Consider the following 21,674-nt stretch of genomic DNA (forward strand, 5'->3'; position numbering starts at 1 on the left):
GAGCAGCCTACTTCTTCAGCTGGTCGCGCAACGCGGCGAGCTTGGCGAAGGGCGAGTCCGGATCGAAGCGGACCGGGCGTTCCTCACGCGGCTTTGGCTGGAAGGCGGGCTTTGCGCCTTGGGCGCCGCCTTTGCCGTCCTGTCGGCCAGCCTTCCAGTCGGGCCGGTTTTCGCGCCGGTCCGGGCGTTCACCTTGCGGCTTGCCGGCGCGCTGTTCTGCCGCCTCGCCTTGCGGCCTGGGCTTGAACTTGCTGCGATCGAAGCGCGGCTTGCCGGCGCCGTCGCGCTGGTCGTGGCGCCCCTGACGGGCGGGCCGGTCGCCCGGCGTCGGTTGCCCGCCGGCATCTGCCGGCGCATCGCTGCGGCTGTCCGGCCCAGCTTGACCATTGCGCGCGCGATTGTCCCGATGATTGTCCCGGGGGCGGTTGTCATGCTGGCGATGACGCGGGCGCTGGTCGAAACGACCCTGCCGCCATAACAGGACAGGTTTTGGCTCCTCCGCTTCTGGAGCAGCTTCGCCGGAGACGGCTTCCGCCGTCGCTGCAGGTTCGGCCGGCGATGCTTCCGTAGTGTCGGAAACCGGCGGTTCTGCCGATGCCGCAGCCTCAGTTTCCGCCCCAAGTTCCGCCCTTGGCTCGGCCGCTGGTTCCGCAGGCGCTTCAGCAGTCGCCTCCGCGGCGGGCCGGGTCTCTTGCGTGACTTCTGCCGCAGCTTCAGGGGCTGGAGCTTCCGCGACAGGCTCTGCCGTCGCTTCGGTCACAGCTTCGGCCGCCGCCTCCGCAACAGGAGCCGCATCCGACACAGGTTCCGAAGCCTCCGCCGGCGGCTCTGCCGCGGCAGATGCTTCCGCCATCCTCGCCTGCTCGACTCGCGCAGCCTCTTCCGCCGCCTGCTTTGCAGCGGCAGCTTCACGCGCGGCATTGTCCTGTGCTTCGAGCCGCGCCTTGACCTCGGCCGCCGGTTTGGCATCGGCGCGATAGCCGAGTCCCTTCAGGATTTCTTCCATGTCGTCGGCGGTGGCGCCGAGAATCGACATCATCGGCGGCGTCACCATGAAGGACTGACCGTCATAGGCGCCGTCGGGGCGAGGGCCGAGGCCCGGCTTCCAGTTGGTCGCCGGCCGGATCAGGTCGGCCAGCCGTTCGAGAATATCGACGCGTACAGCACGCCGGCCAAGATTGCGGTAGCCGGCAAGCTTGTAGAAGGTCTTGTCGAAGGTCGGATCGATGACCACCGAGGTGCGGCCGGAGGCCAGTGCGTGAACGACATCGCCGAAGCCGGGCTTGTCCTTGCCGTCGTTTCTCAGCGCCCACAGCAGTGTTATCAGCCCCGCCGGCGCCGGTTTGATCAGCGCCGGCACGAAGACATGGTAGGCGCCGAAGCGCACTCCGAGACGGCGAAGCGCCGCGCGGCCTTCCTGGTCGAGGGATTTCATCTCGTCGGCGATGTCGCGACGGTTGATGAGGCCGAAATGCTCGACGAGCTGGAAAGCAATGCCGCGGCCGATGCCGGTGATCTGCTCCGCATTCTTGAGGTCGACCAGCGGCTTCAGCAGGGATTCGATCTGGAAGTTGACGAAGCGCTCGGCGCGCGCCGCAACCTTGTCGCGTGCCGGGCCGGTGAGTTGCTCGTCGGCGAGCAGAACGAGACGCGGCTTCAAAGCGTCTTCGCCGGCAACCAGCGTGCCGATCGGCGCGCCGATCCAGCGCAGCGTGCCATCCGAACCCAGCGCAATGTCGCCATTGGCAGAGGCGCCGAACCGCTCGGCCCGCGCTTCGAACTCGGCGGCAAGCGCCTTCTGCGCCGCCGCCCGCACCGCCTTGGCATCCTCGCCGCCGGCGCTCTGGTCGGCGGTGAAGCGGAAACCCTGCAGCTCGCCGACGTGATGGCCTTCGACGAGGACGGTTCCGGTTGGGCTGATTTCGGCTTCAGGCATCGTGTTTTCTCTAAGGCGCCGCATGAGGACGGAAGTCCTGCGGTCTACAAAACGTTTCGTCAACCGCTCATGCAGCGCATCCGACAATCTGTCTTCGATTTCGCGCGTCTTTTCCTGCCAGTGTGCCCGATCGGCCAGCCAGCCGGGCCGGTTGGAGACGAAGGTCCATGTGCGGATCTGGGCAATCCTGTGCGATAGCGTGTCGATGTCGCCTTCGGTGGTGTCGGCACGGCGCACCTGCTCGGCCATGTAGTTCTCGTCGACATGGCCGTGCCTGGCAAGGTCCATGTAGATGGAGGCGATCAAGTCGGCGTGCTGGGCCGGCGCGATCTTCCTGTAGTCGGGCAGCGCGCAGGCTTCCCACAGCAGCGCCACGCGTCTGGCATCGGTGGTGAGTGCCCGGACGTCCTCGTCGCGCGACAGATGCTCGAGCGCCTGCGCGTCTACTGCCGGCAGCGCGCGCGTCAGGCCTTCGACCGGGGCGTTGGTCTCGATCGAGCGCTTCAGCGCATCGAGGTTGGCGAAATCGAAATGCGCGGTACGCCACTGCAGCACTTTCACCGGATCGAAATCATGCGCCTCGATCTTGTTGACCAGTTCATCATCCAGCGGATCGACCTGGCCGGTGACGCCGAAGGTGCCGTCGCGCAGATGCCGGCCGGCCCGGCCGGCAATCTGGCCGAGCTCGGCCGCCGTCAGGTTGCGGTACTGGTAGCCGTCGAATTTGCGGTTCTGGGCGAAGGCGACGTGGTCGAGGTCGAGGTTGAGGCCCATGCCGATGGCGTCGGTGGCGACGAGGTAGTCGACGTCGCCCGACTGGAACAGCGCCACCTGGGCGTTGCGGGTGCGCGGGCTGAGTGCGCCGAGCACGACGGCGGCACCGCCCTGCTGGCGGCGGATCAGCTCGGCGATGGCATAGACCTCGTCGGCCGAGAAGGCGACGATCGCGGTGCGCCGCGGCAGGCGGGTCAGCTTCTTCGAGCCGACATAGGCAAGATGCGACAGGCGTGGCCGGGTCACCACCGACACGCCCCGCAGCAGGCGCTGCAGGATGCCGTGCATGGTGGCCGCACCCAGCAGCAGCGTCTCCTGGCGGCCGCGTAGATGCAGGATGCGATCGGTGAAGATGTGGCCGCGTTCGAGATCGCCGGCGAGCTGGACCTCGTCGATGGCAACGAAGGCGGCGTCGGTCTCGCGCGGCATCGCTTCCACGGTGCAGACCGAGTATTTCGCGCCAGCCGGCTGGATCTTTTCCTCGCCGGTGATGAGCGCAACCTTATGGGCGCCGACCTTCTCGCAGACGCGCGTATAGACCTCGCGGGCAAGCAGCCTGAGCGGCAGGCCGATGACGCCGCTTTCGTGCGCCACCATGCGTTCGATGGCGAGGTGGGTCTTGCCGGTGTTGGTCGGGCCGAGCACGGCCGTCACGTCTCGACCCGACAGGATCAGCGGTTCAGTGTGTTTCGGATAGATGTTCATCGGCCTGGAAATAAGGCTCTCTGCCTCGCATTGTCGGGAGCGCGCCCATATTGGCCGCGTATGACAGGCGACACATAGGGATTTCGGGCACGAAGCGAAAGCGGAATATGCCGAGGGCAGGCCGATTGGTTGGTTCGAAGCCAGAAAATCTGTTCCCGATTAACAGTTGGAACGAGTCTGGAACGAATCAGCGACGAATCACTGACTCACGCTGATTCAGGGTTTGTTCACGGCTACATCTGGGTTTTCTGTCGGCGTACCTCACCACATGCTGAATCACGGAAACTGGCCCGATTTATGCAGGCGGCATCCACGCGAGCACTGCGGTTAACCTCTGCCGGTGAATGGTCGTGGCTGGCCAATCTGCTTCGCACAACATTATGAAATTATTGATGTTTCCTAACGCGCTTTAATCATTTCGAGGGTGTTTTCAGCTCTCGCCGTTAACGTTCCGCTCAAAGCCGGAACGAATCGGCGACGAATCAGAGATAGCCGAAGTTTCTTGGTTTGTTCACCGCAGCATGTTGTGTTGTGAACAGCTTTTCCACCTAGAATCCACAGGCTGCCGGGCGGTTTTTGCACAGGCTGCGAGTTTGCCGTTAACCTTTGCGTGCCGGATTGGGGCAGCGTGCTGCATCGAGATCTTGCAACGGGAAGACCGCTATAGAAACGGGCCGTTTTGCAGGCCCGTTCGTCCAAGCGCGTATCTGTCTCAACGTAAAGATAAACGATCAGGCGATGTACTGGCCGCCATTGGCTGATATGGTCGAGCCGGTGATGAAACCGGCATCGTCGGAAGCGAGGAAGACGACGCAGCGCGCGATTTCCTCCGGCTCGCCGAGACGGCCGACCGGGATGTGCGGGATGACGCGCTCGTTGAGGACCTTCTCGTCCATTGCCTTGACCATCTCGGTGGCGATGTACCCGGGGCAAATGACGTTGACGGTGATGCCGGCGCGCGCGCCTTCCTGGGCCAGTGCCTTGGTGAAGCCGATATCGCCGGCCTTCGAGGCCGAATAATTGACCTGGCCGGCCTGGCCTTTCTGGCCGTTGATCGAGGAGATGGTGATGATGCGACCGAACTTGCGGTCGCGCATGCCGCCCCACAACGGATGCGTCATGTTGAAGACGCCGGAAAGGTTGGTGTCGAGGACCTCTTTCCATTGCTCGCGCGTCATCTTGTGGAACATCGCGTCGCGAGTGATGCCGGCATTGTTGACCAGCACCGAGACGGGACCGAGATCGGCTTCGATCTGTTTGATGCCGGCGGCGCAGGCCTCGTAGTCGGCGACCGACCATCTATAGACCGGGATGCCGGTCGCGGCCTTGAACTTTGCCGCCGCTTCCTCATTGCCGGCGTAGTTTGCGGCGACCGAATAGCCGGCGCTTTTCAAGGCGACCGATATCGCCGCGCCGATGCCGCGCGACCCGCCTGTGACGATTGCAACCTTTGTCATGCGTTTCCCTCCCAGAGTGAATGGTGAATGGTGAATGGTTATTGCGTAAGCCCTCCGATCTTCCATTCACCATTCACAATTTGCCATTCATCCCATTGCTTCCACGCACATGGCAACACCCATGCCGCCGCCGATGCACAGCGTGGCAAGGCCTTTCTTGGCACTTCTGCGGCGCATCTCGTAGACCAGCGTGTTGAAGATGCGGGCGCCCGAGGCGCCGACCGGATGGCCGATGGCGATGGCGCCGCCATTGACGTTGACGATGGCCGGATCCCAGCCCATGTCCTTGTTGACGGCGCAGGCCTGCGCGGCAAAGGCCTCGTTGGCTTCGACCAGATCGAGGTCGCCGACCGACCAGCCGGCCTTGGCCAGCGCCTTGCGCGAGGAGGGGATCGGTCCCGTCCCCATGATCTGCGGGTCGACACCGGCGGTCGCCCAGGAAACGATACGCACCAGCGGTGTGATGCCGCGCCTTGCGGCTTCCGCTTCGGTCATCAGCACCACGGCGGCGGCACCGTCGTTGATGCCGGAAGCATTGGCAGCAGTCACCGTGCCTTCCTTATCGAAGGCGGGCTTGAGCTTGGTCATGGCATCGATTGTCGCGCCGTGGCGGATGTATTCATCCTGGTCGACTACGGTGTCGCCCTTCCTGCCCTTGACTGTAAAGGCAACGATCTCGTCCTTGAATTTCCCGGCTTTCTGCGCGGCCTCGGCCTTGTTCTGGGAAGCCAGTGCGAACTGGTCCTGGTCGTCGCGGGTGATCTGGAACTGGCGGGCGACGTTCTCAGCGGTGTTGCCCATATGATAGCCATAGAAGGCATCGGTCAGGCCGTCCTTGATCATGGTGTCGATCAGCTTGAAATCGCCCATCTTGACGCCACCGCGCAGATGCTGTGCATGCGGAGCCATCGACATCGATTCCTGGCCGCCGGCAACGATGATCCTCGCGTCGCCCTGGGCGATCTGCTGCATGCCGAGCGCGATGGCGCGCAAGCCCGAGCCGCAGAGCTGGTTCAGGCCCCAGGAGGTCGCCTCCTGCGGTACGCCGGCAGCCATTGCCGCCTGCCGCGCCGGGTTCTGCCCTTGAGCCGCGGTCAGGATCTGGCCGAGGATGACCTCGTCCACCTCCTTGCCGTCGACGCCGGCACGGACCAGCGCTTCCCTGACGGCGATGGCACCCAATTCATGGGCTGGGGTGTTGGCGAAGGCGCCGTTGAAGGAGCCGACGGGCGTGCGCGCTGCACTGGCGACAACGATGGCGTTGGAAGCGGACATATTCTTCTCCAGGCTTTCGGGGAACGATTTCGGGTGCCGTCGGGGACTTTTCTTGCCCTTTCCACAACCCGAGTCAAACCCGAAATGGGCATGGCGTTCCTCCGCGGCAAGCAGGCCGCGCGTCGCTGCGATGACGGCCCATCCGTGCTGCGCAGCATAAAATGGTCCCGCACTGCACAAACTGCTTGGATTCATGACGCTTTTGCGCATATCCTTTAAAAAGGCGCAATCGTTACCGGCGGCTTACTTAAGCTGCCCGGTGTCCGGGGAGGATGCAGATGGCCGCAAAAGACGAACCTATTGTTATCAAGAAATATGCCAATCGCCGTCTCTACAATACGGGCACCAGCACCTATGTGACGCTCGAGGATCTCGCTGAAATGGTCAAAAGAGGCGAGGACTTTACTGTCCAGGACGCCAAGACCGGTGACGACATCACGCATCCGGTACTGACCCAGATCATCTTCGAGCTGGAGAACAAGGACGGGCAGAACATGCTGCCGATCCCGTTCCTGCGTCAGCTCATCGCCTATTACGGCGACCAGATGCAGATGATCGTGCCGAGCTTTCTCGAGCAGTCGATGCTGGCCTTCTCTAAGGAGCAGGAACGCTTTCGCGAGCAGATGAAAGATGCGCTCGGCAAGTCGCCGATGGACATGATGAAGATCGCGACACCAATCAAGGTGCTGGAGGAGCAGACGCGGCGCAACATGGAAATGTTCCAGAACGCCATGCGGCTGTTCACGCCGTTCCCGCCCGCGGGCTCGGCGCCGGCAGCAGCGCCGGCCGAACCGGCCAGGAAGGAAACGCCGGAAAAACCCGACGACCTCCAGGAGCTGAAGGAGCAGATCGCCGCGATGCAGCGTAAGCTCGACACGATGTCCTGACTGCCGGCTGGCGAAGTGCAGCGTCGAACCTCTCTTCAGGTGCCGCTGAGACTTCGCAAGCAGCGCGGCTAGAGCTGCTCCGGCAGCGGTCCCTGGTAGCGGGCGCGTGGCCGGATCAGGCCGTTGCTCGTCACCTGCTCCACGGCATGCGCGGCCCAGCCGACGCTGCGGCCGAGTGCGAACAGGCGGAACGGCGCATCGGACGGCAAACGGAGGCCGCGCGTCAGCGCAGCCAAGGCGAAATCGACGTTCGGGCGCATGCCCGTTGCCGCAAAGGCCACATCGCAAAGCCGTAACAGCCCATCATCGACATCTATCGCGGCCAGCAACGGTTCCGCACGCGGATCGCCGTCGGGATAAAGCGGATGGCCAAATCCGGGCAGCGGCCTGTCGTGACCGAGCCAGCGTCCGACAGCCGCATCCGGCCCCAATCTCTGCGCATCCTCCGCCAGCATCATGACCGCCTCCGCGGCGCCGCCATGACGCGGCCCGGAGAGCGTGGCGAGGCCGGCAAGCAGGCAGGCCGAAACAGGTGCGCCGGTGGACGCGGCGACCCGTGCGGCGAAGGTCGATGCGTTCAATTCGTGATCGGCCAACAGCACGAGCGAGCGGCGGATCAAGTCTGCGCCGGCCGCATCAAGCGACCATCCCTGCGCCAGCCTTTCGTGCACGGCACCAGTTCCGGGAATCGCGCCGAGCGCCTGGGCCAAAGCGGCGATGGCGCCGGCCGCATCGTGGTTGAGCGAAGCCGATCTTCGGCCGAGCGAAGGCCGGCCGTTGGCCGCCAACGCGGCCAATTCCGCGAAGGCAGCCGGCCGGCCAGTTGCGCCGTTGCCATGGCGGCTCGCCGAGACGAACGACACTGGTGCGCCAGATGCCCAAAGCAGGTTTGCCGTCTGCTCCAGCGTGGCAGCCTCGCAGAGAGCAACCGCATCCTGGCCGCGATAGACAAGGCGGCCATGCAAAACGGTCGAGATCGTGGTGGCGATCGCCGGCTCACCCCAGGCAATTGCACTTTCGGCGATTGCCTGGGGATTTCGGCCACGAGCCCGGCGGCTCGCCAGCGCCGCGATATCGTCGGCGCGATACTGGCTGCGGCGTGGATCCGCCCGGTCCGGCCGCACGCCGATGCGTCCGCGGCTGACATAGGCATAGAGGGTCTGGGCTCGCACCTTGAGACGCTCCAGGGCTTCGTCCCGCGTCAGCCACTCCGTCATGTCAGCCTTGTCATGTTGATTCCGTTGATCAAGATTGATGGTCCAGTCACCAACCCTTATCTTCCACCCGGAAAGGGTCAAGGAGAAAACCAATGGCGAATGGGCTCGATGATGTGGTGGCGGCGGAAACGGTGCTCTCCGATGTTGACGGTCTTGGTGGCCGCCTGACCATCCGGGGCCATTCGTTGCCCGAACTGGCAGGCCGCTGGAAATATGCCGAGGTGGTTCATCTGCTGTTCGACGGCTTTTTCGACGATCTTCCCGACGGCAGGGAGCTGGCGAACGCGATCGGTCGGGCGCGCAGCGAAGTGTTCGAGCAGATCAAACCCTTGCTGCCGTTTCTCGCATCCGTCGATATCTACAGCGCGATGCGCGCCGGTATTGCCCTGCTGCCGGATGGTGACAAATTGTCGGACGCGCTGCGGCTGGTTGCGGCACCTGCCGTGCTGACGCCGGCCTTGCTGCGCTTGCAGCGCGGCGAAAGCCCGATTGCGCCCGATAGCAAGGCCGATCATGCAGCCGACATGCTGCGGATGCTGACCGGCATTGTGGCCTCGCCTAAATTGGCGAAGGCGCTCGATGCCTATCTCGTGACGGTTTGCGACCACGGCCTCAACGCATCGACCTTCGCCGCGCGCGTGGTCGCTTCGACGCAGGCCGGGCTTACTTCGGCGGTGCTGGCCGGGCTCGGAGCGCTCAAGGGGCCGCTGCATGGCGGCGCGCCAGGTCCGGTGATCGAGATGCTGGATGCGATCGAGGCGCATGGCGACGCCGCCGGCTGGCTGCGTGGCGAGATCGCGCGTGGCCGCCGCATCATGGGCTTCGGCGATCGCATCTACCGTGTGCGCGATCCGCGTGCCGACGTGCTGAAAGCGGTGGTGCGGCAGCTCGGCGCCGAGGGCGAAAGCGGCCACCGGCTGGCCTTCGCCGAAAGCGTGGAGCAGGCGGCGCTCGAAGTGCTCCGCATCGCCAAGCCGTCACGCTCGCTCCAGACCAACGTCGAGTTCTTCACAGCGCTCCTGCTGGAAGCGGCGGGCTTTCCGAAAGAGGCGTTCACCAATGTCTTTGCTGCCGGGCGCGTCGCCGGCTGGATTGCCCATGCGCGCGAGCAGCAAACGAGCGGACGGCTGATCCGGCCGCAGTCGCGCTATATCGGGACGGTGCCGGACCTCGTCGCCTGACGAGCTTTCAGCGCATGCTTTGCGAAACGAGGCGACGACCTCTCTTAGGGGACGAGAGAGGTCTACATGACAAAAATTTCATGTCATTGCTCCACACATCCGCTGTTCTTGGGTGACAGAGAGCCTATATGCTGCAGTGCAGCATGGTTCCACGGGAGCCCGCCTCGAAAGGAATAAAGCCGCCTTGACCGCCAGAAAAACCGCCATCGTCACCGGTTCCACCTCGGGCATCGGCCTGGCCATTGCCCACGCGCTCGCGGCCGAAGGCTGCAACGTCGTCGTCAATTCCTTTTCCGACACCGCCGACGACCGCGCCATCGCAGACGCGATCGCGAAGCACCACAAGGTGAAGACCGCCTATGTCAAAGCCGACATGTCGAAGCCGGCCGAGTGCCGGGCTTTGGTGGCGAAGGCAGCCGAGGCATTCGGCTCGGTCGACATCCTGATCAACAATGCCGGCATCCAGCATGTCGCGCCGGTGGAAAGCTTCCCGATCGAGAAGTGGGATGCGATCATCGCCATTAACCTGTCATCGGCCTTCCACACCATCGCAGCCGCCATCCCGTTGATGAAACAGGCCGGTGGCGGCCGGATCGTCAACGTCGCCTCGGCCCACGGCCTTGTCGCCTCGCCGTTCAAGTCGGCCTATGTCTCGGCCAAGCATGGCATTATGGGCTTGACCAAGACTGTCGCCCTGGAACTGGCGCGCGACAAGATCACCTGCAATGCCATTTGTCCGGGCTATGTGTTGACGCCGCTGGTCGAGGCGCAGATCCCCGACCAGATGAAGGCCAACAAGATGGACCGCGAGACGGTGGTCCGTGAGGTAATGCTCGAAAAGCAACCGACCAAGGAGTTCGTCACCGTCGAGCAGGTTGCGGCGGCCGCGGTGTTCCTATGCTCGGATGCGGCGGCGCAGATCAACGGCGCGCACATCTCTGTCGATGGCGGCTGGACCGCTCAGTGAGGCTTCCAGCGGTCAAGGGCCACGCCATGCCGAAAAATGGCAAGGCGGAAGAGCCAAAGAAGATCAATGTCGCGCTGCAAGGCGGCGGTTCGCACGGGGCGTTTTCCTGGGGCGTGCTCGATCGGCTGCTCGAGGACGGGCGCCTCGACATAACGGCGGTTTCGGGCACCAGCGCCGGCGCCATGAATGCCGTGGCGCTGGCCGACGGCTTTGTCCGCGGCGGTGTCGAGGGCGCGCGGCGGAAGCTCGACGATTTCTGGCGTGCGGTGGCGGCAAAGGGCCGCTTCAGCCCGGTACAGCGCATGCCTTGGGACGTCGCCTGGGGCAATTGGTCGATCGAGAACACGCCCGGCTATTTCCTGTTCGATACGATGTCTCGGGTATTTTCGCCCTATGTCGCCAATCCGCTCGCCATCAATCCGCTGCGCGACGTGGTCGAACGTGAGATCGATTTCGACAATGTGCGCGCCTGCAAGTCGATGGAACTGTTCATTTCCGCTACCAATGTCGAGACCGGCCAGTTGCGGGTCTTCTCGGACGGCGAGATCGACCTCGACACGGTGATGGCGTCGGCCTGCTTGCCGCAATTGTTCCGTGCCGTCGAGATCAAGGGCGTGCCCTATTGGGATGGCGGTTATGGCGGCAACCCGGCACTGTTCCCGTTCTTCAAGACGGCGGCCACCGAGGACGTGCTTTTGGTGCAGATCAATCCGGTGGTCCGCGAGGGAACGCCGAAGAGCGCCAATGAGATCCAGAACCGCATCGACGAGATCACCTTCAATGCCGGGCTGTTGCGCGAATTCCGCTCGATCGCCTTCGTCAAGGAACTGATCGCCGCCGGCCGATTGCCGCACGGCGAATATCGCGACATCCGCATGCACCGCATCGATGCCGACGAAGCGTTCAAGGATCTGTCGGCATCGTCCAAGGTCAATGCCGAATGGGCGTTCCTTGCCTATCTGCGCGACCTCGGCCGCACCGCAGCCAGTGATTGGCTGGAAGAAAATTATGACGCCGTCGGCAAGCGGCCGACGATCGATCTGTCCGGCGAACTCGACGACGGCTTGAAGCCGGTGACCGGGCCGGCGCCGGGCCGGCGGGTCAAGGAATTTCTTGCGGCGCGCAAGCAGCCCGAGGCCGCCCGCCGTCCGGCCTAGCTGCTTCGCAAGCAGATGGCATTCGCAATCCGTCAATCATCCTGACACTTGCTGCCATACCGCTGTTTTGGCGATCAACAGCCGATGCTGCAGCCGCATCTTTGCGGACAAAGCAACAACCCATCAACTTTTCTGACTATATTGCGCTGCAACTTTGAGGTAGAAGCGCGCTTCGCCGATCACGGCAATTTGAATACGGCCTCGCGCGCACCCATATCGGCGACGCGCCCCAAGTAGAAGATGCGGCCTGGCCGAACCCCGCGCACTGGAAAAATGACGATGCCGAAATTCAGGTTTCACAAGCTTGCAGCCATTGTTGTGCTCATCGGGTTCGCCGGCTGGATGGCGACAGGCGAGTTCTCGTCCGTCGGCAGCGCGTCCGCCGACAACAAGCCCAAGGCAGGAGAGGTCGAGCAGCCCAAGGCAGCCGACGCAGGCAAGCCCCAAGCTGGCGAACAGGGGGCTGCCAAACCGGGGACTGCCGAGGCGGAACAGCCCAAGGCGCCGTTGCGCACGGTCGCGGTCATAACCCCGCCGCGGCGCACCTATGCACGCGCTATCCGCATTTCGGGACTGACCGAAGCCGACAAGCGCGCCGTCCTGGCGACACGCGTCGCCGGCGTCATCGACAAGCTGCCGGTCAAGCAGGGCCAGCACGTCAAGACCGGCGACCTGATCCTGATGCTTGCCGCCGAGGAAAAAATCTCGGCGGTCGACAACGCCAAGCAGCTTGTCGTGCAACGTGAGGCAGAGCTGGCAGCTGCCCTGCGGCTGATGAAAACCGGCAATCTGCCCAAGTTGCAGCTCGATACAACCCGCTCCAACCTGACGCTGGCCAAGTCGCAACTGGACGCAGCGCAAGCCGAGCTCGACCGCAACGAGGTGAAGGCGCCCTTCGACGGCGTCATCGACCGGGTGCCGGTGGAGCTTGGCAGTTCCGTGATGCAGGGCGGCGAGGTGGCGACCATTCTCAAGCTCGATCCGGTGATCGCACGCGGCGAAGTCAGCGAACGCGATCTCGGCTATCTGAAGATCGGTGACGAAGCCAATGTGCGCCTGGTCAGTGGCCAGACCGTCAAGGGTACGGTGCGCTACATCAGCCGGGATGCATCTTCGGCAACCCGTACCTTTCGGGTTGAAGTCGCTATCCCCAATGCCGATGGGTCCGTACCGGCCGGCATGACGGCAGAAATCGCGCTCAGCGCCCAGCCGACCGACGCCGTGATGCTGCCGCGCTCGGTGGTGACGCTCGGCGACAAGGGCGACCTCGGCATCCGCGCCGTCGACAAGGATGACAAGGTCGTGTTCTTCCCGATCGATCTGGTCGACGACACGCCAACCGGCCTGGTGCTCGGCGGCATTGCGGCCGACGCCCGCATCATCGTCGCCGGCCAGGAGCTGGTGAAGGAAGGCGAGGTGGTCAAGCCGGTCGCAGCCGACCAGGCGACCATCCAAAAGCTGTTGGGCGAAGCGACGGCCGGGACGCAGTAATCATGGACATCGTCAAACTTGCTATCAGCAATGCCCGGCTGACCATTGCGGTCCTGGTCTTTCTCATCCTTGCCGGTGCGGTCGCCTACCAGTCGACGCCGAAGGAAGCGGAACCGGACGTTCCGATTCCGATGATGTATGTCAGCCTGATCTACCAGGGCATCTCGCCGGAAGACTCCGAGCGCCTCCTGCTGCGGCCGATGGAAGCCAAGCTGAAGAGCCTGAAAGGCCTCAAGGAGATGCGCTCGGCCGCCTTCCAGGGCGGCGGTTATGTGCTGGTCGAATTCCAGCCACAGACGGATCTCGCCACCGCGCTGCAGGACACACGCAGCAAGGTGCAGGACGGCAAGGCCGACCTGCCGCAAGCGGCTGAGGAGCCCGTGGTCTCCGAGGTCAATATCTCCGAGTTCCCCGTCCTGGTCGTGACGCTGTCGGGCGAGGTGCCCGAGCGCGTGCTGACGGCGGCGGCGCGCGAGCTGCGCGACCGCATCGAGGAAGTGCCTGGCGTGCTCGAGGGCTCGCTGCAGGGTGCGCGCGACGACCTCGTCGAAGTGGTCATCGATCCGATGAAGCTGTCTTCCTACGGGCTGCAGCTCGACCAGTTGATCGGTGCGGTCGGCGCTTCCAACAGTCTTGTCGCCGCCGGCAACATCGAAGGATCCGAGGGCAAATACGCGGTCAAGGTGCCCTCGCTTATCGAGACACCGGAGGATGTGGCGGCGCTTCCGGTCGTCGCCGGCCCCAATGCGGTGGTGCAGGCCAAGGACATTGCCACCATCCGTTCCACATTCAAGGACGCCGAGACGGTCACCCGCCTCGACGGCAAGCCGGCGATCGCCATCGAGGTGAAGAAGCGCATCGGCTCCAACCTGATCGATACGATTGGCAAGGTCAGGGAGGTGTCCGACGCCTTCATCAAGACGATGCCGGAGGGCATGCACGTCACCTACACGCAAGACAAGTCCGTCTTCGTGAACCAGTTGCTCGGCGATTTGCAGAACCACGTGATGATCGCCGTGATCCTGGTGTTCATCGTCATTCTCTACGCGCTGTCTGGCCGTGCCTCGCTGCTGATCGGATTGGCCATCCCCTCATCCTTCCTGATCGGCATCCTGTTGCTGGCAATGATGGGCTACACGATCAACATGATCGTGCTGTTCAGCCTCATCCTGGCGGTCGGCATGCTGGTCGACGACGCCATCATCGTCACCGAATTCGCCGAGCGCCGCATGAGCGAGGGCATGCCGAAGGAGCAAGCGTTCGCGCTTGCCGCCAAGCGCATGGCCGGCCCGGTCATCGCGGCGACGATGACGCGCATTGCCGCCTTCTCGCCGCTGTTGTTCTGGCCGGGCATCATCGGCGACTTCATGAAATACATGCCGATCACGCTGATCGTGACGCTCTCGGCCTCGATGCTCTATGCGCTGGTCTTCGCGCCGACGCTGGGCGCGATATTTGCCAAGGCGCCGGCCCATCACCCCGACGACAATCGCGACGGCTGGTACATGGCCGTGGTCAAGCAGGCGGTGCATTATCCCATCACCGTGCTTGTCCTCACTGTGGCGCTGTTGTTCGGCGTCGGCTACGCCTATTCGAAATTCGGTGCCGGCGTCGAATTCTTCCCGAATGTCGAGCCTGACTACGGCCTGCTCTATGTCCACGCCCGCGGCAATCTTTCGCTTGCCGAAATGGACGCGGCCACCAAGACCGCGGAAAACCGGCTGCTCGGCTGGCCGGGCGTAAAGTCTGTCTATACCCGTGTCGGCAAGACGCAGGGCGGCGGCCAGGATGTTCCGGAAGACGTGGTTGGCGTGATCCAGTACGAATTCGTCGACTGGCGCGAGCGTAAATCGGCGAACTCAATCCTGGACGAACTGCGCGGCGTTATGGCCGGCATTCCCGGTGTCGACGTCGAGGTTCGCGTGCCGGAAGCCGGCCCGCCTACCGGCAAGCCGATCCAGATCAGGCTTTCGGCCGTAGATCCGAAGGGCCTTGACGACAAGGCCCGCGCGGTCGCCGCGCGCATTGCCAAGGTGCCCGGCGTCATCGATATTTCCGACGGCCTGGCGCCGCCCGGCGTCGACTGGGCGCTTGAAGTCGATCGCGCCAAGGCGGCGCAGTACGGCATCAGCCCAACCGCGGTCGGGACGGTGGTGCAATTGGTGACCAACGGGCTGAAGCTCAGCGAGTACCGGCCCGCCGGCGCCGATGATGCGGTCGACATCAGACTGCGTCTGCCCGAGGATCGACGCACGCTGTCGACGCTCGACGAACTCAGGGTGCAGACCGCGCAAGGCTCGGTGCCGATCTCGAACTTCGTCGTGCGCAAGCCGGAGCCGACGGTCGGTATCCTCAACCGCATCGACGGTGCGCGAACGGTCGTCGTCCAGGCCAACGTCGCTGCCGGCGCCCAGGTGGCTGCCGTCCAGCAGGAGGTCACCAAAGCTGTCGCCGACATGAACCTCGGCAGCGGCATTCGCTGGAAGCTTGCCGGTTCGAATGAGGACAGCGCGGAGGCTGGTGCCTTCCTCAGCAAAGCCTTCGGTGCGGCGATCTTCCTGATCTTCATCGTGCTTCTGGCGCAGTTCAACAAGTTCACCAGCGTCTGGCTGGTGCTGTCCTGCGTGGTCATGGCGACGATCGGCGTGTTTCTCGGGCTGCTGCTGACGGGAGAGGCATTCGGCATCGTCATGTCGGGCATCGGTGTCATCGCGCTGGCCGGGGTGGTGGTGAACAACAACATCGTGCTGATCGACACCTATGACCGGTTGCGCGAAGAGGGCTGGGACAAATACGAAGCCGTTCTGCAGACCTGCCGCGAGCGTGCCCGCCCGGTGGTGCTGACGGCGGTGTCGGCGATCCTCGGCGTGCTGCCGATCGCCTTCGGCCTCGGCCTCGAAATCTTTCATCACGAGACGACGATCAACGCGCCGTCGACGCAATGGTGGATTTCGCTGTCCTCGGCGATCGTCTTCGGGCTGTCCTTCGCCACCGTGCTGACGCTGGTGGTGACGCCGTCGATGCTGATGGTATTCACTCGTGCCAAGATCAAACCCGGCGCGCGTCGGGGCTGGTTCAGCCGCCTGTTCGGGCGTCGCAAGGCCGAAATCCCGTCGAAAGGCCTGGACGCCGATCTGGGCGCCGAACCGGCGATCGCCTTCCCGAAGGCCGCCGAATAGAGTCCGGATCGCCGTCCTGATCAAGCAAAGGCCGCCCGGGAACAATGGGCGGCCTTCTGCATTGTTCCGTCATTGCAACCTCAAAGCGAGGATTTTCTGATGACGATCAGCACCATTCTCATCATTATCCTTATTCTTATTCTGATCGGCGCGGTTCCGGCGTGGCCGCATTCCCGGTCCTGGGGTTACGGACCATCCGGCATCGTCGGCGTCATCCTGATCGTTGTCCTGGTGCTGCTGTTGATGGGCCGGATCTGAGCGCAACCTTCCTCCCGAACAGCGGCGGATGACCATCAGGCCATCCGCCTTTTTTAAGTTCCTTGTTGGGCAGCTTTTTGCGTCGTCTTGATCGTGGCGATGGCGATATCCTCAAGCGCTTCCGACACTGCATCTTCCAGCGGCGTGTGCGGGATCGTACCGATAACGCTTTCCAGCCTGCCTGAAACCAGCCGGTGCGGCTCGAAGCGGAGATAGGACATCGAAACGATCTCGCGCCACATCGCCACGAACGGGCCGCCGGCACGCAGCACCCACCACGGCATCGACGTCAGTTTCAGCGAGCGCCCGAGCGCCTTCTCCGCGGCCGCCTTGATCTGCAGGTCGGTCACCGCATGACCGGGAAAGTTCAGCGCCTCGTAGAAGCCGAGCTTGTCGAGATTGTCAGCCAGCCCGACGAAGGTCTTGGCCAGGTCGGGCAGATAGGCCCATTCATGCACGAGATCGACCGGCCCGGGGGCGGTATAGACGCCCTTGGTCATCTTGGCGGCAACAACCAGATCGAACCACGATCCGCTGCCGGTGCCGCCGAAGAAATCACCAGCGCGCAGCAGAATCGTGCGCACTCGACCTGCATCAGCCTCACGGCGAAACAGGTCCTCCATGGCGACGCGGATACGGCCCTTTTCCGTCGTCGGGCGAAACGGCGTGTCTTCGGCTATCACCGCCGGCATCTGCGAGCCGTAATTGTAGACGGTGCCCGGGAAGAGATGCAGTGCGCCGTTCGCCCGGCAGGCAGCCATCACATTCTCGGCCATCGGCAGGCATTTGCTCCAGTCGGTGTAGAGCGGGTTGAGGCCGTTGAAAATGATATCGACGCCTTCGGTCGCGCGGATCAGCGCAGCACGGTCGAGCGCGTCGCCGGCGATCGCCGTAGCGCCTTTGAGCTCGGCCGGCACCTTGCCGCTGCGGGTGATGGCACGGACATCGTAGCCGGCATCGAGGAAGGCCTTGGCGACCGTGCGGCCGAGGCGGCCATTGGCGCCGAGAATTGCGATCGTGGTCATTGTTTGTCTCCATGTTTGCGTATGACCCCAATGTGATTTCTTCGCAAACGAATGGAAATTGACTAAAGCTGGCGATATGATATTCAATTTTGGATGGATATTGACTGGAACCTGATCAAGAGTTTCGTCACCGTGGCGGAGACCGGCAGCCTGTCGGCCGCCGCGCGAAAACTTGCCGCGAGCCAGCCGACGCTCGGCCGCCACATCACCGAGCTGGAACAGGCGCTCGGTGTCACGCTCTTCCGGCGCGGGCGGCGTGGCTACGCGCTCACGGAAGCGGGCAGCACGCTCTTTGAACGGGGCCGCGCGGTGAGCGAGCAGGCGAGCGCCTTTTCGCTGCTGGCGCTGGGATCGGTCGAGGCGATAGAGGGTACGGTGCGCATTGCCGCCAGCGAAGTGGTGGCGGCCTATGTGCTGCCGGAAATCACAGCGAGGCTTGGGTTCGAGGAGCCGGGCATCGAGGTCGAGATCGTCGCCTCGAACCAGGTCGAGAATCTGCTGCGTCGCGACGCCGATATCGCCATTCGCATGGTCAAGCCGGCGCAGAATGAACTGGTCGCGCGCAAGGTGACCGACATTCCGCTCCGCGCCTGCGCGGCAAAATCCTATCTGGACCGGCGTGGCCGTCCGCGCGAGGCCCGCGATCTTGCCGGCCATGATCTGGTCGGCTTCGACCGCAGCGACGAGATCATTCGCGGCTTTGCCCAGTTCGGCGTCCCGCTCGCCCGCAATGCCTTCCGCTTCAGGACCGATAATCAGATCGTGCTGTGGGAAGCGGTGCGGGCGGGAAACGGCATCGGCTTTGGCCAGGAGCCGCTCGCCGACCGTGATCCGCTGGTCGAGACAGTGCTGCCGGGTCTCCCGCTGCCGACGCTGCCGGTGTGGCTGGCCATGCACCGCGACGTGCGTACCAGCGTCCGCATCCGCCGCGTCGCGGATTTCCTCTACGAAGAGTTCAAGCGCTATTCAGCCGGTGCAGGCTCGGCAGCGAATTCGGCGCGGTGAGCGAGGCCGGCCATCAACAGCACGACGACCAGCAGCCCGGACAGTGCGACGAAGATCGGGCCGAAGCTCGAGTACTCGGCGACGAAGCCGATCGCCGACGGCGCCACCAGAATGCCTGAGTAACCCATTGTTGTGACGACGCTCATGCCTGTGCCGGACGCCATGCCTTCCTGGTTGCCGCCGGCCGAAAAAATGATCGGCACCATGTTGGCAATGCCGAGGCCGCAAAAGGCGAAGGCGGCAATGGCCAGCCAAGGCGAGGGAGCCAGCCCGGCCACCAGCATGCCGGCAGCAGCGGCAAGGGCCGAGGCGCGCAACGTCGTAACGGGACCGAAACGGTTGCGGACGCCATCGCCGAGGAAGCGCATGACGGCCATGACTCCGGAAAAGGCGGCATAGGCCAGGCCTGCGACGGCAAGATCGGCGCCGAGCTCCTGCCTGAGATACAGCGCCGCCCAGTCGAGTACCGCACCTTCGGAGATCATCGTCAGCAGCGCCATCAGCCCAACCAGATAGACCAGCGGGTTTGCCGGCAGCGCGAATTTGTGGTGCTCGGCGACCGGGTGCTTGTCCTCGGCGATCAGGTAGCGGATCGCTACGGCGATTACGGCAAAGGCAAGAGCTGTCACCACTGTCGCATGGGCGAGGTGACCGTAGTTCTGGATGGCGAAACCGCCCAAAGCGCCGCCGGCGAAACCGCCAAGGCTCCAGAAGCCGTGCGAGGACGACATGATGGCACGGGACAGCCGCCGTTCAACTGCCACTGCATTGGCATTCATGGCGACGTCCATGCCGCCGATCGAACCGCCGAAGATGAACATCGCGACGGCCGCAAGGGGCACGTTGGGGGCCAGAGCCACAACCAAAAGGCCGAAGCTGCCGGCAAGTCCGAACCAGCGCAGCACCGTGCGCGAGCCATGCTTCGAGATCAGATGGCCGCACCAGGTCATGGCAGTGACGGCGCCGGCACCGAACAACAGAATCAGCAAGCCGAGCGTGAACTTCGAAATGTCGAGTCGCGTCAGGAACACCGGGATCTGCGGCGCCCAACTGCCGGTCAAGAAGCCGTTGGCGAGGAAGATGCCGGCCACTGCCCAGCGTCCACGAATCGCGATCTGCGTGATTTTCTGCGCGTCCATCGGGTAGAATCCGGTCCGGAAATGGCGTTGCGCGGCAAATTAGATCGATTCAATTCACAGTCAAGCGCTCTTCGCCGAAAGTGCTTGGACCAGACGCTACGTCCTCTCGCGTCGGCCAACCACCTCGGCGGTCCACTCCGAAATCCCTACGGCTCGGGATAAGGCGCGCCATCCTTGTGCACAAACCGGCCGTCAGCGTTGGTGCTCATCATGTCGATGTCGGAGCAGGTGGCGACGTCGTCGGGCCGGCGCGAACCGACTTCGAGATAGATCGCCATCGCGCCCGATTTATTGATCATGTGATGGCCGTTGCCTGATCCTCTCGGAAAGGCCGCGCAATCACCGGCGCGCAGCACCGTCTCGCCGGCATCTTCGACGAGCGTCAGCTCGCCTTCAAGCACGTAGACGAATTCGTCTTCGTGCGAATGCCAGTGGCGCTGGCTCGACCAGTTGCCCGGCGGCAGGCGCATGAGATTGATGCCGAAGTCGGTGAGCCCGCCTGCGTTGCCTAGCCGCTGCCGCACGCGTTCGGCACAGGGTGCATCGAACGGCGGTGGATAGGATGAGCCCTTGCGTCCGGGCACGTCGGCAACGTCAATCTTAGGCACGGCAGTCCTCCCATTTGGCGGCAAACCATTCGTGAAGGTCGTTCAGCGCGATGGATTGTGACCCTAGTGGTCCCTGGGGCGCCTTGCCTCGAACTCGGCCTTCTTGGCGTCGGAGGCCTCGATCTGGTTCAGGGCCTGCCACTCGGCATAGGGCATGCCGTAGATGATTTCGCGCGACCGGTCCTTGCTGAGTTCGACACCCTCGGCTTGCGCCGCGTCGCGGTACCAGTTGGACAGGCAGTTGCGGCAGAAGCCGGCGAGGTTCATCAGGTCGATGTTCTGTACGTCGGAACGCTCGCGCAGATGCGCGACCAGCCGGCGGAAGGCAGCGGCTTCGAAATCGCGCTTTTGTTCTTCGCTGAGTTCGGTCATGTCATGTTGGCCTCCCTTGGGCCTCATCATACCGGCCCGGTGCGCGAGCCGAATATTTTCACCGCATGTATATCGGCACGTCGATCTATCGCGTCAACGATCGGCGCCAGCCGTTCGGCCCAGGCGAGGGCACCCTTGCGGTCGGCGATCAGGTCCTGGCGGACCTCGAGCAGCGCATGGGCAAAGCCGTTGACGATGGCGTGCCTGAACATGGTATCGCCGCGCAGTGCGCCGTCATAGGGTTCGTTGTCGCCGACGATGAGGCTTTTGTCCTCGGCGAGCATGTCGATCAGCGGCCGCGCAACGCGGTCGTCCAGGTCCCACAATATGCCGACGTGCCACGGCCGCACGAATCCCTGCATGGTCGGTGTGAAGGAATGCACCGAAAAGATGAAGGGTGCCCGCGCGGATGCTCGCGCCACAGAGGCGATCATGGCGCCGACGGCATCATGATAGGGGCGGTAAAAGCGGCCCAGCCGTCTTTCGCGCTCCTCCGGGGCCATGGGATAATTTCCCGGGATGACGGTGCCGTCATAGAGCTGGCGAATCAGCGTTGGATCGTCTTCGCCGCGATTGGGGTCGATCAGCAGTCGCGAAAAATTGGCAAGCACCGCCGGAACGCCGAGCAGACTTGCGAGTTCGCGGGTTACAGTCTCGACGCCGATGTCGTAGGCGATGTGGCGGTCGAACTCCGCCGCCGGCAGGCCGAGACTGCCATACTCCTCCGGCAGGTCGCGGCGGGCGTGATCGGCCAGAAGCACCATGCCGCGCTTGCGATCGCCTTCGACGATATCGAAAGGCGCGAAAACTGTGGATCGGGTCATTGGCGGGAAAGGTCTGTTCGCTGGCTTTCGGGGAGGTGGTATCGTCATTCCACGAAGAGAACGCTTGCGCAATGCCGTTGTTTGGCCACGGTTTCTGCCAAAAAACTGAGCAGGGGCGACCGCAAGCGCGCCAGAGCCTTCTAAATCGATTGGAATTGGACAGATCGGCGCGTTGACATGCGTACCGACTTTTCCGAAAAGGGGCGTTGAGAGATGC

At 63.6% G+C, this 21,674-nt stretch carries 17 protein-coding genes; 8 read left to right on the forward strand and 9 right to left on the reverse strand.

What is annotated here, in order from left to right; all coding sequences use genetic code 11:
* Positions 1-7 precede the first annotated feature (7 nt).
* The 3 genes from NKK47_RS01215 to NKK47_RS01225 form a co-directional block, all read right to left on the reverse strand.
* On the reverse strand, positions 8-3,415 hold the full coding sequence (locus NKK47_RS01215) for a helicase-related protein (protein WP_352574753.1): 3,408 nt from the start codon (positions 3,413-3,415) through the stop codon (positions 8-10).
* A 731-nt stretch (positions 3,416-4,146) separates the two neighbouring features.
* On the reverse strand, positions 4,147-4,872 hold the full coding sequence (gene phbB / locus NKK47_RS01220) for an acetoacetyl-CoA reductase (RefSeq protein WP_352572008.1): 726 nt from the start codon (positions 4,870-4,872) through the stop codon (positions 4,147-4,149).
* Between the two features lie 87 nt (positions 4,873-4,959).
* Positions 4,960-6,147: an acetyl-CoA C-acetyltransferase gene (locus tag NKK47_RS01225; RefSeq protein ID WP_352574755.1), complete on the reverse strand. Its 1,188-nt coding sequence runs from the start codon at positions 6,145-6,147 to the stop codon at positions 4,960-4,962.
* Positions 6,148-6,425: 278 nt separating this feature from the next.
* Here NKK47_RS01225 and phaR point away from each other — a divergent pair, with 278 nt between their 5' ends.
* Positions 6,426-7,034 (forward strand): polyhydroxyalkanoate synthesis repressor PhaR, encoded by a 609-nt coding sequence (gene phaR / locus NKK47_RS01230; protein WP_023678449.1) that lies wholly within the window; start codon positions 6,426-6,428, stop codon positions 7,032-7,034.
* A gap of 68 nt (positions 7,035-7,102) precedes the next feature.
* Here the strand turns inward: phaR and NKK47_RS01235 are convergent, their stop codons facing one another.
* Positions 7,103-8,251 (reverse strand): citrate synthase, encoded by a 1,149-nt coding sequence (locus tag NKK47_RS01235; protein WP_023678450.1) that lies wholly within the window; start codon positions 8,249-8,251, stop codon positions 7,103-7,105.
* 92 nt (positions 8,252-8,343) lie between these two features.
* Here NKK47_RS01235 and NKK47_RS01240 point away from each other — a divergent pair, with 92 nt between their 5' ends.
* From NKK47_RS01240 to NKK47_RS01265, 6 genes are all read left to right on the forward strand, one after another.
* A complete protein-coding gene (locus tag NKK47_RS01240) occupies positions 8,344-9,432 on the forward strand; it encodes a citrate synthase/methylcitrate synthase (protein ID WP_352574757.1) in 1,089 nt (362 codons plus the stop codon).
* A gap of 184 nt (positions 9,433-9,616) precedes the next feature.
* Positions 9,617-10,399, forward strand: a complete 783-nt coding sequence (locus tag NKK47_RS01245; protein WP_023678452.1) for a 3-hydroxybutyrate dehydrogenase — start codon at positions 9,617-9,619, stop codon at positions 10,397-10,399.
* Between the two features lie 26 nt (positions 10,400-10,425).
* A complete protein-coding gene (locus tag NKK47_RS01250) occupies positions 10,426-11,556 on the forward strand; it encodes a patatin-like phospholipase family protein (RefSeq protein ID WP_023678453.1) in 1,131 nt (376 codons plus the stop codon).
* Between the two features lie 279 nt (positions 11,557-11,835).
* A complete protein-coding gene (locus NKK47_RS01255) occupies positions 11,836-13,047 on the forward strand; it encodes an efflux RND transporter periplasmic adaptor subunit (protein WP_023678454.1) in 1,212 nt (403 codons plus the stop codon).
* 2 nt (positions 13,048-13,049) lie between these two features.
* Positions 13,050-16,226, forward strand: coding sequence for an efflux RND transporter permease subunit (locus tag NKK47_RS01260; protein WP_352574759.1), 3,177 nt, complete (start codon positions 13,050-13,052; stop codon positions 16,224-16,226).
* Positions 16,227-16,325: 99 nt separating this feature from the next.
* Positions 16,326-16,484 carry a DUF3309 family protein gene (locus tag NKK47_RS01265; RefSeq protein ID WP_023678456.1) on the forward strand — a complete coding sequence of 53 codons (159 nt, stop codon included), beginning with the start codon at positions 16,326-16,328 and terminating at the stop codon, positions 16,482-16,484.
* A 53-nt stretch (positions 16,485-16,537) separates the two neighbouring features.
* On the opposite strand, the gene NKK47_RS01270 is transcribed toward NKK47_RS01265, so the two are convergent.
* Positions 16,538-17,509 carry an SDR family oxidoreductase gene (locus NKK47_RS01270; protein WP_352574760.1) on the reverse strand — a complete coding sequence of 324 codons (972 nt, stop codon included), beginning with the start codon at positions 17,507-17,509 and terminating at the stop codon, positions 16,538-16,540.
* A 93-nt stretch (positions 17,510-17,602) separates the two neighbouring features.
* Between NKK47_RS01270 and NKK47_RS01275 the strand changes: the two genes are divergently transcribed.
* Entirely contained in the window at positions 17,603-18,514 is a 912-nt protein-coding gene (locus NKK47_RS01275; protein ID WP_352572004.1) for a LysR family transcriptional regulator, read from the forward strand.
* On the opposite strand, the gene NKK47_RS01280 is transcribed toward NKK47_RS01275, so the two are convergent.
* The 4 genes from NKK47_RS01280 to NKK47_RS01295 all read right to left on the reverse strand — a co-directional run bounded on the left by NKK47_RS01280 (position 18,472) and on the right by NKK47_RS01295 (position 21,457).
* Entirely contained in the window at positions 18,472-19,653 is a 1,182-nt protein-coding gene (locus NKK47_RS01280; protein WP_352574762.1) for an MFS transporter, read from the reverse strand. The two genes, NKK47_RS01275 and NKK47_RS01280, sit on opposite strands and share 43 nt — an antisense overlap.
* 146 nt (positions 19,654-19,799) lie before the next feature.
* Positions 19,800-20,261, reverse strand: a complete 462-nt coding sequence (locus NKK47_RS01285; protein WP_352574764.1) for a cupin domain-containing protein — start codon at positions 20,259-20,261, stop codon at positions 19,800-19,802.
* A 63-nt stretch (positions 20,262-20,324) separates the two neighbouring features.
* Positions 20,325-20,633 carry a DUF1244 domain-containing protein gene (locus NKK47_RS01290; protein WP_352574766.1) on the reverse strand — a complete coding sequence of 103 codons (309 nt, stop codon included), beginning with the start codon at positions 20,631-20,633 and terminating at the stop codon, positions 20,325-20,327.
* Positions 20,634-20,659: 26 nt separating this feature from the next.
* Positions 20,660-21,457, reverse strand: a complete 798-nt coding sequence (locus NKK47_RS01295) for an N-formylglutamate amidohydrolase (RefSeq protein WP_352574768.1) — start codon at positions 21,455-21,457, stop codon at positions 20,660-20,662.
* Positions 21,458-21,674: the final 217 nt, after the last annotated feature.

This window comes from Mesorhizobium sp. M0019 (assembly GCF_040323975.1).
Taxonomy (GTDB): Bacteria; Pseudomonadota; Alphaproteobacteria; order Rhizobiales; family Rhizobiaceae; genus Mesorhizobium.

What these genes read in the sequence shown, in the direction of transcription:
- NKK47_RS01215 (WP_352574753.1), bottom strand. Translation starts at nt 3,415, where the DNA reads ATGAACATCTATCCGAAACACACTGAACCGCTGATCCTGTCGGGTCGA.
- phbB (WP_352572008.1), bottom strand. Translation starts at nt 4,872, where the DNA reads ATGACAAAGGTTGCAATCGTCACAGGCGGGTCGCGCGGCATCGGCGCG.
- NKK47_RS01225 (WP_352574755.1), bottom strand. Translation starts at nt 6,147, where the DNA reads ATGTCCGCTTCCAACGCCATCGTTGTCGCCAGTGCAGCGCGCACGCCC.
- phaR (WP_023678449.1), top strand. Translation starts at nt 6,426, where the DNA reads ATGGCCGCAAAAGACGAACCTATTGTTATCAAGAAATATGCCAATCGC.
- NKK47_RS01235 (WP_023678450.1), bottom strand. Translation starts at nt 8,251, where the DNA reads ATGACGGAGTGGCTGACGCGGGACGAAGCCCTGGAGCGTCTCAAGGTG.
- NKK47_RS01240 (WP_352574757.1), top strand. Translation starts at nt 8,344, where the DNA reads ATGGCGAATGGGCTCGATGATGTGGTGGCGGCGGAAACGGTGCTCTCC.
- NKK47_RS01250 (WP_023678453.1), top strand. Translation starts at nt 10,426, where the DNA reads ATGCCGAAAAATGGCAAGGCGGAAGAGCCAAAGAAGATCAATGTCGCG.
- NKK47_RS01255 (WP_023678454.1), top strand. Translation starts at nt 11,836, where the DNA reads ATGCCGAAATTCAGGTTTCACAAGCTTGCAGCCATTGTTGTGCTCATC.
- NKK47_RS01260 (WP_352574759.1), top strand. Translation starts at nt 13,050, where the DNA reads ATGGACATCGTCAAACTTGCTATCAGCAATGCCCGGCTGACCATTGCG.
- NKK47_RS01265 (WP_023678456.1), top strand. Translation starts at nt 16,326, where the DNA reads ATGACGATCAGCACCATTCTCATCATTATCCTTATTCTTATTCTGATC.
- NKK47_RS01270 (WP_352574760.1), bottom strand. Translation starts at nt 17,509, where the DNA reads ATGACCACGATCGCAATTCTCGGCGCCAATGGCCGCCTCGGCCGCACG.
- NKK47_RS01275 (WP_352572004.1), top strand. Translation starts at nt 17,603, where the DNA reads ATGGATATTGACTGGAACCTGATCAAGAGTTTCGTCACCGTGGCGGAG.
- NKK47_RS01280 (WP_352574762.1), bottom strand. Translation starts at nt 19,653, where the DNA reads ATGGACGCGCAGAAAATCACGCAGATCGCGATTCGTGGACGCTGGGCA.
- NKK47_RS01290 (WP_352574766.1), bottom strand. Translation starts at nt 20,633, where the DNA reads ATGACCGAACTCAGCGAAGAACAAAAGCGCGATTTCGAAGCCGCTGCC.
- NKK47_RS01295 (WP_352574768.1), bottom strand. Translation starts at nt 21,457, where the DNA reads ATGACCCGATCCACAGTTTTCGCGCCTTTCGATATCGTCGAAGGCGAT.